The organism is Polynucleobacter sp. Tro8-14-1, from assembly GCF_018881655.1.
GTDB lineage: Bacteria > Pseudomonadota > Gammaproteobacteria > Burkholderiales > Burkholderiaceae > Polynucleobacter.
Window position 1 is genome coordinate 206,972 of record NZ_JACVPX010000005.1, and the last position, 12,371, is coordinate 219,342.

Here is a 12,371-nt window from a genome sequence, read left to right on the forward strand (position 1 = left end):
GCTATGACAATGTTTTCTATAGTGGTACCTGTTTACAATGTTGAGAAATATTTATATAAATGCCTCAGCAGTATTTCTAATCAAACAATTGAAGATTTTGAGGTTATCTTAATTGACGATGGATCGACAGATTTATCGCTCCAAATTTGTAAAAATTTTTGCTTAAAAGATAGTCGCTTTAAGGTTTATACAAAAAAAAATGAGGGCCAAGGAATTGCTAGAAATTTAGGAATGTCCTATGCGAAAGGCGAGTATCTTAGCTTTATTGATAGTGATGATTGGATTGAGTCAAATTTGTATGAGGTAGCGTACAAAACCTTAATACATAACGATATTGATTTTCTTAGCTTTGGAGTTGATTTTGTAAGAGCCGACGGAGTGCAAATTAAAAAATTTACCAATTATAAATTTGATACTATTTCTGGCCCTGAAATTTTTTATCGAGCACTAATCGATGATCAAATTTTATCAATTGTGTGGAATAAGATTTTCAGAAGAGAGTTACTTCAAAGTAATAATTTAATTTTTCCTGATATTCGTGCAATTGAGGATATATATTTTTCTAGAGCGGTTGCTCAAAAATCAAAGAAAATAGTTTTCGTCAATGAAATTTTATATCATGCACTTATCAGGCCCAATAGCTCAAGCAGAGCAATGACTATTCAAAGTTTTTTAGACGCAGGGTGCTTACTAAAAATGGAGTATGAAAATTTCTTTAGAGATGGCCCAAATGAACTTGAGCTACAGTATTTTTCTGCTCATGTATTAAAGTTCTATACATATTTACAAATTCAATCTTCATTCAGGGTTAAGAGTAATTCTGAATATATTGATTGTTTCAACATCATAAATAACAATATTTTTTATAATAAATCATTGAAACTAGCCTCAATGAGAAAGCTGCCCTTTAAAAATAGATGCATGGTCTTGGTGTGTCGATCACCTTTTGTTTTGAGAATTATTTCTAAAATTCTTAATTTTTTTCATATAACCCCATATTAAAGTTTTCAAAGATGACTATATTAATTACGGGAGGTGCTGGCTTTATTGGATCGTGCCTGTCGAGATATTTGGTTGATAATGGCCATAAAATTCGTATTCTTGATAATTTGTCGCCGCAAATTCATGGCGAAGTTCCTAGGGGTATGGAGTGGTTGAATCATGAGTCTATAGAATTTATTCGAGCTTCAATTGCAGATAGGCCTCGAGTTCAGGCTGCTTTGGAGGGGGTCACAACGGTAGTGCACCTTGCAGCTGAAACAGGCACCGGGCAGTCAATGTATGAAATTGCCCACTATGATTATATTAACTCTAACGGTACTGCGCTGTTATTGGATTGCATTCTAAATTCCCCTCGTCGATCTGTTAAAAATATTATTCTCGCCTCCAGTCGTTCTGTTTACGGGGAGGGTGCTTATATTTGCAGCTCCAATACTTGCGTTAATAAGTGTGTATATCCTCACTCTAGAAGTGAGGGTAATTTGAGAAAACATCTGTGGGAACCATTATGCCCTGTATGCCTATCCCCAATGAAGATGGTAGCTACTAAGGAGGATGATCCAGTCAGGCCCGCATCCATCTATGCAGCAACAAAATTATCTCAAGAGAACCTAGTGCGAACAGCTTGTGAATCTCAGGATATTTCCTATGCAATTTTACGATTTCAAAATGTATATGGAGAGGGGCAGTCCCTTAATAATCCTTACACCGGCATATTGTCTATTTTCTCGACCAGAGTCAGAAGAGGATTGGAATTAACTGTATTTGAGGATGGGCTTGAAACGCGGGACTTTGTCCACGTGCAGGATGTGGTGGAGAGCATTTTTAGGTGCATTGTAAGCTCCCATGCTATTAATGAAGTAATTAACGTTGGAAGCGGTGTGGCAACAAGTGTATTTACCATAGCCGAAAAATTATCACTAGCGTTAGGTTTTGCGCCAAATATAAGAATCACTGGCGATTTTCGGCTTGGTGATATTCGTCATAATTGTGCGAATATAGACCGATTGAGGGATATCCTTGGTTACAGCCCCCAGGTATCACTAGAGGATGGATTACATCGTTTTGGTAAATGGGTTCTTGCAGAGTCGTTGCCCGAAGACCTCTTGGAGAAGGCCAATGCTGAGTTACGTGCAAGAAAATTGATGAGTTAAACGTGGCGACAACAAAAGAAAATTTCAATTTCATCTCGTTTATACGCGCCGATCTCCTGCGGCATAAATTTCTTCAGGATAATAGCTTTAGTCAATCATCAGCTTATTCGGTTGGACTTTGGATGGGTATATTTTCCCCTAGATTCATGCCGGTCTTTATGTGTAGATTGGCCCATTTATTTTATATTTATCATCTTGGTTTGTTGGCTAAGATAATTTCACTAATCAATTTTTTCTTTTTTGGAATTGAAATTGCGGTTCGTTGCCCTATAGGACCGGGGCTATTTTTCCCGCATACTCAAGGCACAGTTATAGGAGCCTGGGAAATTGGATCAAATGCCACGATTTATCAAGGCGTAACATTGGGAGCTAAAGAGCTGGATTTTTCATACAACGAATCTAGTCGTCCTTCGATAGGTGACGGCGTCACAATTGGCTCTGGTGCCAAAATAATGGGAAATATTACAGTTTCAAATAATGCTCGAATAGGCGCTAATGCTGTGGTGCTGATCGACATACCATCAAATGCTCTCGCAGCCGGTGTTCCCGCCCAGGTGATTTCTCGAGCCAATCCTAATGCTACAAAATAAGCGCATTTTACTTGTAGCGCCCAAATTTTTTGGCTACGCAAATGATATTGTGAATGAGATGGTTCGGTGCGGAGCATCCGTGGATTGGTTGCCAGATAGACCATTCGATTCCACGATAGCAAAAGCGCTTACTAGGGTTAGACCGGATTGGGTTCAGCCTTTTGCTAGTGGCCTATATAAAAAAATGCTCGAATCATTTGGGGCACGTCATTATGACTACATATTCGTAATTAATGGCCAAACATTATCTCAGTCCATGTTAAGGCGATTGCGAATTGATTTTCCAACTGCAAAATTTATTCTATATATGTGGGATTCTATGGAGAATCGACCGGGAGTCCTAAAAAATCTTAAATATTTTGATTCAGCGTTGAGTTTTGATCCTCAGTCCTCAAGGCAGTTTGGGATGAAATTGCGCCCACTATACTACTCCCATGATTTTAAGCCTTTAAATGATAATGTGAGATTTGACCTTAGTTTTATTGGAACGATGCATTCGGATCGTTATGCTGTTATCAATAAAATAAAGCAGGGTATTTCAGCTGATATAAGATCATATTTTTATTTGTATTTGCAATCACCGATGGTTTATCAGTACTATAGGGCTACCAAGAGAGACATGAGGCATGCTCAAAAAAGTGAATTTTCCTTCGCCCCTTTAGATAGATTAGCAGTCAAATCAGTCTTTGGGCAATCAAACTGCATAATTGACGTCGAGCATCCGGAACAAAGGGGGGCGACAATGAGGACCTTTGAGGCTCTAGGAGCAGAAAAAAAATTAATTACAACAAATAAAAATGTGTCTAATTTAGATATATATGCAACTGGAAATGTTTGCATTATTAATAGGGAGAGGCCAGTTATTAGTAAGAATTTCATAAAATCACCCTTTATTCCATATTCAAAAGAAATAATGTATCGATATAGCCTGAATGGATGGTTGGAGGAAATACTTAAATTTAATAGCTAATTCATATGTAGCCCGGGGTTACCAAGTTGATCTCTTTAATCAAAAACATTCAGAAAAATATTAGCTTATATTAATATTCATGATGATTAAAATTTTCAAATTACTATAAGTTAAAAGTCCAGATTATGAAAGATGATACAAAGAATCAAGACGCATTCATGCCATTAGCCGTTGATTTGGATGGCACAATTATTAGGACCGATCTTCTTCTCGAAACCGCAAATATATTTATATTAAAAAACCCAATCCATATATTTAAGGTATTAATTTGGTTATTTAAGGGAAGGACAATACTTAAGGAGAAATTGGCTGTATTTAGCGAAATTAATGCTAGTTTGTTACCATATAACAAAAGCATAGTGAGCTGGTTAAAAGAGCAGCATTTTTTAGGAAGAGAAATTATTTTAATAACAGCAAGCACAGATTTGCTAGCACTTTCAGTGGGTGGTTATTTGGGGATATTTAAAAAAATATTCGGGTCGAGCCAAAAGATCAATTTAAAAGGAATTAAAAAGAAAGAATTATTAATAGAAAAATATGGTGTTGGGGGTTTTGATTATGTAGGGAACGAAAGAGCTGATATCCCAATTTGGGAGGTATGCAATACAGCTTATGTAGTAAACCCTTCGCCTAGATTTATTTTTGAATTGAAGAAAATAAAACCTGATATTGAGGTCTTAAAAGATAATAGACCATTCATAGGAAAATCTATTACTAAGGTATTGAGACCGCATCAATGGATAAAAAATATTTTGATATTTATACCATTATTTGCAGCGCAAGAATATGGCAATCCAATCAATTTATTTCAAACAATGATTGCTTTTATAGTATTTTGTCTTACAGCATCAAGTGCATACGTATTAAATGATCTAATTGATTTAAAAAATGACAGATACCACTGCAGTAAAAAAAATAGACCTTTTGCATCAGGAGACCTAAGTATATTAATGGGGTGGGTGCTATGGCCCATTTTATTGATATTTGGGCTTGCTATTTCAGTTAATTTTTTACCAAAATCATTTATTTATATTCAGTTGTGCTACCTTTTTTTAACACTATTATATTCTTTCTATATAAAGAAATTGGTTATTATTGATGTTCTAGCATTAGCAATTTTATATACACTTCGTATTATTGCTGGAATCGCAGCCACTGGTGTGCCACTTTCCTTTTGGCTTTTAACATTTTCAATATTTATATTTCTCAGCTTAGCATTCATAAAGAGATTTAGTGAAATTAAGTCAGCCCATGATATTGGGAGTGATAAGGCAATAAAAGGTCGAGGCTATCTTACGGATGACCTAGAGGTTGTATCAAGTATGGGTGTTTCTGCTGGGTTTATTTCAGTTTTAGTTCTTGCTCTATATATTCAAGATGTTCATACAGCATCACTTTATAAGTCTCCAGAAGTAATTTGGCTGGTTTGCCCTATGCTATTAATGTGGGTATCAAGGATCTGGTTAATATCACATCGAGGTGAAATGCATGATGATCCTGTAGTTTTTGCATTAAAGGATAGATTTAGCCAGTTATTTGCAGCTACTATTGTATCGGTAGTATTGATGGCTAAATATTGTAAATTCTAATTTAGGGAAAAGTAGATGATATATGAATTAGTAGGAAAATTTAATAATATTGATTCCATAATATTCCCATATGAAATATTATGGAATCAATATTATTATTTAAATATTTTTTATGCAATGGGATTGTTATTAACCTGTATTATTTCCATCAGATCAATTTTTAATTATCATAGTAATAAATTTTTTAATTTTTGTAATAGTAGATTAATTGATACATTTATTTTGACTATTCTATATATAGTTTTTTTTACAATGTTTTTTAATCAATCGGATGAAGTTTTTGTTAATCTTGAGCACACTTATAATTTAAAGAATTTTAATCAATTTTCTATGTCCCCGTTTGAAGCAGTGGATGGAACTATAGAGTATATTTTTTATTTACTGCATTACCCATTTGCAAATTCATTGCAAAGTTTGGTATGGGGAAATTATTTTATTGCATTATTTTTTAGTTTAATAATCGTATACATTATATTTTATCAGGTTAAAAATTTAAGTCCTTTACCAAGACTGTTATTTGGTATTTCATTATCAGTTTCAGCTGCAATTATTGCTCCATTGGCCAATGGTTTTGGAAGCAGTTTAACTGTAATGTTTTTTTTGCTATCCATAATCGCTGCAATTAATAAGAGCAGGAAATTAACTCTATTATTTATCGCAATAATTCCCCTGACAAGGCCAGACGGAATAATTTGGGCATATATTTCCTCTGCAGCATGGGCTTTTTCAGAATTCAAGAAATTAGGCAATTGCAAAAAACTTTTAGGAGAAATTTTTGTTTTCTTTTTGATCCCAACAATCTCATTATTATCTATACTTGTTAGTGCATACGTTTATTATGGTCATATTATTCCCAACCCCATTAGCTTTAAAGGGGGAGTTTTAATTGGAACAATTCAGTATATTTGGGAAAATAGTAAGATTGCACTATTTAAGATAATTTTGGGTTTCAATGATGGTGGACTTAAACAGTATTTACTGATATTTTCTTATATAACATTTTTATTTTCATTGTTATTTGGATTTAAAAATTTAGTAGATAAATCACATAGATTTTATATATTATCCATATTCATTCTATGCTTTCCATTTGTTATTTTCTATTTTATTTCTTCAAATGTAGTCGGATTTTCTGGAAATATAGATAATCGTTATATAGCACCATTTATATGTATGATTTTTTTGTTTTTTGGCTTTACTTTAGATGCAATTAAAATTGAATCTCCCCGTGGATTGATAATTGTTCCAATGGCATTAATATGCTTTGCTATATTTGGTTTGTTAGATCGAACCGTTATGTTGAGCAGTTTTCCAAACCAGCCCGGGAATTGGTCCAATAGGCACTGGGCTGTTTTTGCAGGCAATCTTTCCCAAAAAATAGTGGAAGGTACTAATTTGCAAATTGGTACAACGGAGATGAATACTTTTGGATTTATGATTAAGGATCGTCATATTATTGATTACTGGGGTTATACCAATCCAAAAATCGCAAAATCGAAAACTTGTAATGGTATGAGAATTAAAAATAATAGTAATTTATTTTTAATTGATAAACCTGACTTATTTTGGCCATATTGGTTTACTGTTTTTAGTAATGAAAATAATTTTAATACTGTAGAGGAGGCTTTTGGCGAGCGCTACCATACCTCTCCCTCTGCTTTGATGTTGGGAAACATGGAGGATGTTTTCGCTTCTTATGATTTTTTGATACTAAATGGTGGGGACTGGCCCGTTGCTTTTTTAGTCAGGCATGATAGAACAAAAAGTGTATTAAATAAGTTGAAAAAAATGGGTTATGGAGTTGTTGGAAAGAGGCCTTATGACCTAAAAAGGTTAAGAGATTCAGTAAATTCGGTCCCCTCAATCTCTTACCCATGTTAATTTTATGAAGTTCTATATAGGAGCATTATTTTGCATTTAGTTACAGGTGGTTCTGGTTTTTTAGGCTCAAATATTGCTCGTCGTTTGCACGCAAGGGGCGAGAATGTTCGGGTCCTTGATCTATGGAAGGCGGACGATTTGCCTGAAGGTATTGAGTTCATTGAGGCTGATATTAATAATCGCGTGGCCGTAAGGCAAGCCATGACGAATGTGGAGTATGTTCATCATAACGTAGCGTTAGTTCCGCTAGCTAAGGCTGGAAGTGATTATTGGAAAGTAAATGTTGATGGTACACGTGTTGCCCTAGAGGAGGCTCAAAGGGCGGAGGTGAAAATGTTTTGCCATATGTCCTCTAGTGCAATTTTTGGATGTCCTGATGATATGCCCATTACAAATAACACTCCTAGAGAGCCGATTGAGATTTATGGTCGGGCAAAGAAAGCTGGTGAGGACTTAGTTTTTGAAGCAATGAAATGTGGTCTTAAGTCTTCTATTGTGCGTCCACGAACAATTATTGGAACCGGGCGTTTAGGCATATTTGAGATCCTCTTTGATTGGATTCGTGATGGGGCTAATATTTACATTATTGGCAGTGGAAATCACCCCTTTCAATTTGCTCATGTTGATGATATCTCGGATGCAAGTATCAATAGTTGCCTATTACAAAAATCCGGTGCTTTTAATATAGGGGCTTTGGAATTTGGTAACCTATACGATGATTTAAAATTTTTGTGTGAATATGCCAATACTGGTTCTAAAGTGAAAAGCTTGCCTATTGGGCCCACAATAGGGTCATTAAAATTGCTAGATACACTTGGCCTTTCCCCGCTCAGTCCTTGGCATTATTTGACTTACCATAAACCTTTCTTTTTTGATTCTATGCCAGCATTTAATGACCTAGGTTATAGCCCTGCTTATAGCAATCGCCGTATGATGACCGAGAGTTATGATTGGTTTTTAGGGCATTTTGATGCCAGTAAGATTAAGCAAGGTTCTTCTGCTCATAAGAAACCAGTAAAACAAGGGATATTAAAGCTGCTCAAAGCAATTTCTTGATGAAGCCAATTGTTATTGTTGTTCCAGATGGTCTAGCGTATGATCTTGAGAGACGTAAGGCAATGCCAAAACCTAGTTTTGTTTTCCGGGCTGTACTAGATGAGGTCGTTAAGAATTTTCGAGATCAAAAAATCATACTAGCTCCGGCCAATTTTTTTGGGGGGGATGTCAGTGAACAAGAGGCTGCTTGTAAATACTTGCTAAAAAACCAAGTTGAATCCATAAGTTTTCCAACATCCGTTGAACGCTATATTGATACACGTGCCAATGCTGCTCTTTTAAGGATTTGGCTTGAGGAAAATGGTATGTGGCCAACTCCCCCTGCTATTTTAGTTGTTGCGACTCATCATGCGCGTCGTGCTGTGATTTGTTTTCGCAAGGAAAACTTCCCAATTGTAAGTTGCTGTCCCGTTCAATATCAAATACCGAAATTCGAGCAAATTGTGCCACGTTTAAAGTACTATCGCTTGCGTCGTCTTCATATAATCTATGAATTCTTCGCCACTATTTACGATTTTTTTAGGCCTGCTAATAACATAAATTGATGAATAAAACTTTTGCATGGGTTTGTTTGGGTGCCGCCATTCTATCTAATGGGGGTGCAAACATCTTAATTAAAAAATCTAGCACTGGCGCATATGCCGATCAGCTAAGCATTTACTACAGCCCAATTTTTATTGCGGGGATAATACTCTTTGGGGCCAATTTACTTTTTTATGCGCAGGCTTTGCGCAGCATACCCTTGTCATCTGCCTATCCGGCGCTTGTTGGCGGAAGTCTCTTAATCGTTAACTGTATTTCAGTGTTGTATTTCGGTGAGATGCCGTCAATTAGGCAGGTTTTTGGAATGCTACTGGTGGCCGTAGGTATTTGGTTCATAGCTTATGTATAGATTTACTTATAGGCCCTGTAGATCGCTAGTCGTTTTTTCCTTGCCAAGTAGTTCAAATCTTTCAGATGAAAATAGAATTCAAGTCATTAACGACATATGCGCCTATCTTGACCGCGCTTTCTTCCTGATGCCTTGGTCTTTAGCTATACCACTTTGGCATATTCAAAAAATATTCCACTTTACGGCATTTATTTTTCAAGGAAGGCCTTTCAGGCGTCAATCGCCGGACCAACGTGATAAATTTGTAGTGATGTGGTGTGGTTTTGGGCGACCTTTTGAGGCGTTGATACGGCTTTACCGCTCCCTAGTTTTGGTTTCCTACTTCGAGCATCCTTTGGTTCAGAATCGATAATGGGAATTGAAAGTTTTCGCATTTCTGAGCCCATTACATTCGAATGTGATGTGCTGATCATTGGCTCTGGCCCCGGGGGCGCCGTTACTGCGTGTGAGTTAGTGGCTCATGGACTTGATGTTCTCATGCTAGAAGAGGGCCCAGCCTCAGATTCATCTCAGTCCATAAGCTCAGCTAAAAGCTTGCAGAAGTTTTGGCGTAATAATGGACTTACTGCTGCCCTAGGCCGTACCCCAGTCTCGTATGCGGAGGGTAGGTGCGTTGGCGGGGGAAGTGAGATTAATAGCGCAATCATTCAGCGAACTCCGGGCAATCTCCTGGATCAGTGGGCTAAAGATTATGATATCCAAGACTTTGGGGGGGCTGCATTAGCGCCCTATTACGATAAGGCCATCAAAGCAATTAATGCAAGAATTAATAGCGGTCCACCCAATCCATTATCTCAGTTAATGATAAATGGGGCGGCAGCGTTAAATTGGAAAGTAAGCGCCTTAGAGCGGTCAGATGATGCTCACGGTAAGCGATCCATGTCTGCTACTTTATTAAGAAAAGCGTTGACGCAAGGATTGCGTTTAGTTTCGGAATGCCGAGTTAATAAAATTATTTTCAAAGGTAAGCAAGCCATTTCGATAAAAGCAACTGCGGAAGATGTGCATGGTCGAAAGCATTCCGTAATCGTTTTTTTTAAGGATATTTTTATTGCTGCTGGTGCGGTGCATACACCAGCACTTTTATTACGCAGTGGAATAAAAAAGAATATCGGTCGTACATTGCGTCTACATCCAACTTTAAAAGCATTAGCTCATTTTCCACAATTAATCGAAGCCCATAAACATGTCCTTGCTCCCCATGCAGTGACTGAATTTATGCCCGATATTCGATTGGGGTGCTCGGTTTTTAGGCCTGGATTTTTTGGCATGTCTCTAGCTGAAGACTGGCAACATCGAGCCCATTTAGAGGCTGAGATAGATCATTGTGCTATTTACTATGCGATGATTCGCGCTCAAGGAGTTGGGCGAATTTATTCTATTGCCGGTCTACGTGACCCCTTGGTAACATTTAAGTTAACTGGACGGGACTGGGATTTGCTGAGGCGTGGTTTGTTGGCCCTCTCTCAGCTGCTTTTTGCGGCTGGCGCAACTGAGATCTTTCCTTCCATAACAGGACATTCCGGTTGGCGCAGGGATCAACTCATAACTGCAGATCCTTTAATTGAAAATCTTCCTGCAAATGCCAATCCCTTTACTATCCATATCTTCAGCTCCTGTCCTATGGGGGGGGATAAAGAGCGATGTGCCACTAACTCGTTTGGCAAGATTTATGATCTAGAAAATACTTATATTGCTGATGCCAGTTTGATTCCCGAGGCACCAGGAGTTAATCCTCAGGCCACCATTATGGCGATTGCCGAACGCAATGTGCAGCACTTTTTAAAATTAAGGGGTTAGACATGAATTCAACGCAGTATGTCTTGACTGGCGCTAGTGGCTGGTTAGGTCGCCGAGTAGCGCTTGCATTAACTCGGGGTATGCCAGAGTTGGGCGCATTTGGTAAGGGTGGAAAAAGAATACGTTGCCTGGTCCCCGCAGGAGAGAATGCGATCGACTTACATATGCTAGATGCAGAGATTATTCGCGGAGACGTAAATGATGTCTTTGCTTTAGAGGATTTAATGCGAGGCGCTAGTGACGGAGTGCTCATTCATATGGCGGGAATTATTCATCCCCCAGGGCGGACCGAGAGGTTTAATTCTGTTAATGTCAAAGGCACCCGGCAAGTCTTAGAAATGGCTAAGCTTCATGGAATTAAACGTATGGTTGTCATGTCTTCAAACTCTCCTTTTGGAGGCAATCTCTCTCCTGAGGATATCTTTAATGAAGGTTCGCCCTACAACCCTTACATGGGGTATGGTAAATCCAAGATGCAAATGGAAAAACTGCTGCTTGAACACATGGCAAGCGGCTTAGGTCCCGAGGTTGTAGTGCTGCGTGCCCCATGGTTTTATGGGCCCGGCCAGCCCCCTCGGCAAACTCTTTTCTTTACGATGATTAAAGAAGGTAGATTTCCCATCATAGGCAATGGTTTGAATCGTCGCTCAATGGGTTATGTTGATTCTCTAGCATTTGGAGTGCTGCTTGCAGCCGAAAATTTGAAAGCGGCAAACCAGGTTTTTTGGTTGGCAGATAAAACACCCTACACCATTGTGGAGATAATTAGCACAGTAAAAGAAGTTTTACGAGAAGATTTTGGAATACAAGTAAGCCCTAGGCAATTACAGTTCCCATCTATGGTCTCAGATATTGCTAGGGTTGCAGACAGCACACTCCAATCTTTGGGGCTTTACAATCAAAAATTTCATGTCTTATCCGAAATGAATATGACAATTGCATGCAATATCCATAAAGCACAGACGATACTAGACTATGAGCCTTTAGTAGAGTTGAGAGAAGGTATGAGGCGTAGCGTGGAGTGGTGCCTAACTAATGGGCAAACAATCTGATTGTGGGTAGCCGAATATACTGAAAAGTAATTGCCCTAAGCCTAACTTTTCAAAAACTTTTTTCTGCTAGGTTAATATCTCCGAAAAGCTTCCGCTTATGTTCTGTGGCTAAATAACCATGGAGGCTTCAATGGATACTTTACTGTGGTTGCCACTCTTATATCGGGATTTTATTGGTATAAGAGTTTCAGAGCTTTAGTTATCCCTGGAGCGGGCAGGGTAGGTGATGTTGAAAAATTTCTAATATGGACCAAGCTATACTGCCTTCATAGGTTTTAGGGCGACACATGATTAGATTAAGTTGATAAAACCGGAGTTTTTTTGGTTGCTATTCTTGCGAATCTTGTTGGGGTTAATATGATGGCGCGGCGCTTGACCTTCAATACTT

11 protein-coding genes are annotated in these 12,371 nt (G+C 37.9%); all 11 read left to right on the plus strand.

Annotated elements, in window-relative coordinates; translation table 11 throughout:
* Positions 1 to 3 precede the first annotated feature (3 nt).
* A complete protein-coding gene (locus tag ICN34_RS07390) occupies positions 4 to 1,002 on the plus strand; it encodes a glycosyltransferase (protein WP_216121732.1) in 999 nt (332 codons plus the stop codon).
* An 11-nt stretch (positions 1,003 to 1,013) separates the two neighbouring features.
* Positions 1,014 to 2,153 carry an NAD(P)-dependent oxidoreductase gene (locus tag ICN34_RS07395; protein ID WP_216121734.1) on the plus strand — a complete coding sequence of 380 codons (1,140 nt, stop codon included), beginning with the start codon at positions 1,014 to 1,016 and terminating at the stop codon, positions 2,151 to 2,153.
* 2 nt (positions 2,154 to 2,155) lie between these two features.
* On the plus strand, positions 2,156 to 2,743 hold the full coding sequence (locus ICN34_RS07400) for a serine O-acetyltransferase (protein WP_370623983.1): 588 nt from the start codon (positions 2,156 to 2,158) through the stop codon (positions 2,741 to 2,743).
* Positions 2,730 to 3,713, plus strand: a complete 984-nt coding sequence (locus ICN34_RS07405; RefSeq protein ID WP_216121737.1) for a hypothetical protein — start codon at positions 2,730 to 2,732, stop codon at positions 3,711 to 3,713. Before ICN34_RS07400 ends, ICN34_RS07405 begins: the two co-directional genes overlap by 14 nt.
* Positions 3,714 to 3,838: 125 nt before the next feature.
* Complete coding sequence (locus ICN34_RS07410) at positions 3,839 to 5,302, plus strand: UbiA family prenyltransferase (RefSeq protein WP_216121739.1); 1,464 nt, start codon at positions 3,839 to 3,841, stop codon at positions 5,300 to 5,302.
* A gap of 15 nt (positions 5,303 to 5,317) precedes the next feature.
* Positions 5,318 to 7,183, plus strand: coding sequence for a hypothetical protein (locus tag ICN34_RS07415; protein ID WP_216121741.1), 1,866 nt, complete (start codon positions 5,318 to 5,320; stop codon positions 7,181 to 7,183).
* A gap of 30 nt (positions 7,184 to 7,213) precedes the next feature.
* Positions 7,214 to 8,239: an NAD(P)-dependent oxidoreductase gene (locus ICN34_RS07420; RefSeq protein WP_216121743.1), complete on the plus strand. Its 1,026-nt coding sequence runs from the start codon at positions 7,214 to 7,216 to the stop codon at positions 8,237 to 8,239.
* Positions 8,239 to 8,784 (plus strand): YdcF family protein, encoded by a 546-nt coding sequence (locus ICN34_RS07425; protein WP_216121745.1) that lies wholly within the window; start codon positions 8,239 to 8,241, stop codon positions 8,782 to 8,784. Before ICN34_RS07420 ends, ICN34_RS07425 begins: the two co-directional genes overlap by 1 nt.
* Entirely contained in the window at positions 8,784 to 9,131 is a 348-nt protein-coding gene (locus tag ICN34_RS07430; protein WP_216121747.1) for a multidrug efflux SMR transporter, read from the plus strand. The genes ICN34_RS07425 and ICN34_RS07430 overlap by 1 nt, the downstream gene beginning before the upstream one ends.
* 351 nt (positions 9,132 to 9,482) lie before the next feature.
* Positions 9,483 to 10,931, plus strand: a complete 1,449-nt coding sequence (locus tag ICN34_RS07435) for an FAD-dependent oxidoreductase (RefSeq protein WP_216121749.1) — start codon at positions 9,483 to 9,485, stop codon at positions 10,929 to 10,931.
* 2 nt (positions 10,932 to 10,933) lie between these two features.
* Complete coding sequence (locus ICN34_RS07440) at positions 10,934 to 11,983, plus strand: NAD(P)-dependent oxidoreductase (protein ID WP_216121751.1); 1,050 nt, start codon at positions 10,934 to 10,936, stop codon at positions 11,981 to 11,983.
* Positions 11,984 to 12,371 lie beyond the last annotated feature (388 nt).

Coding starts and splice junctions, on each gene's coding strand:
- ICN34_RS07390 (WP_216121732.1), top strand. CDS start 4: ATGACAATGTTTTCTATAGTGGTACCTGTTTACAATGTTGAGAAATAT.
- ICN34_RS07395 (WP_216121734.1), top strand. CDS start 1,014: ATGACTATATTAATTACGGGAGGTGCTGGCTTTATTGGATCGTGCCTG.
- ICN34_RS07405 (WP_216121737.1), top strand. CDS start 2,730: ATGCTACAAAATAAGCGCATTTTACTTGTAGCGCCCAAATTTTTTGGC.
- ICN34_RS07410 (WP_216121739.1), top strand. CDS start 3,839: ATGAAAGATGATACAAAGAATCAAGACGCATTCATGCCATTAGCCGTT.
- ICN34_RS07415 (WP_216121741.1), top strand. CDS start 5,318: ATGATATATGAATTAGTAGGAAAATTTAATAATATTGATTCCATAATA.
- ICN34_RS07425 (WP_216121745.1), top strand. CDS start 8,239: ATGAAGCCAATTGTTATTGTTGTTCCAGATGGTCTAGCGTATGATCTT.
- ICN34_RS07430 (WP_216121747.1), top strand. CDS start 8,784: ATGAATAAAACTTTTGCATGGGTTTGTTTGGGTGCCGCCATTCTATCT.
- ICN34_RS07435 (WP_216121749.1), top strand. CDS start 9,483: ATGGGAATTGAAAGTTTTCGCATTTCTGAGCCCATTACATTCGAATGT.
- ICN34_RS07440 (WP_216121751.1), top strand. CDS start 10,934: ATGAATTCAACGCAGTATGTCTTGACTGGCGCTAGTGGCTGGTTAGGT.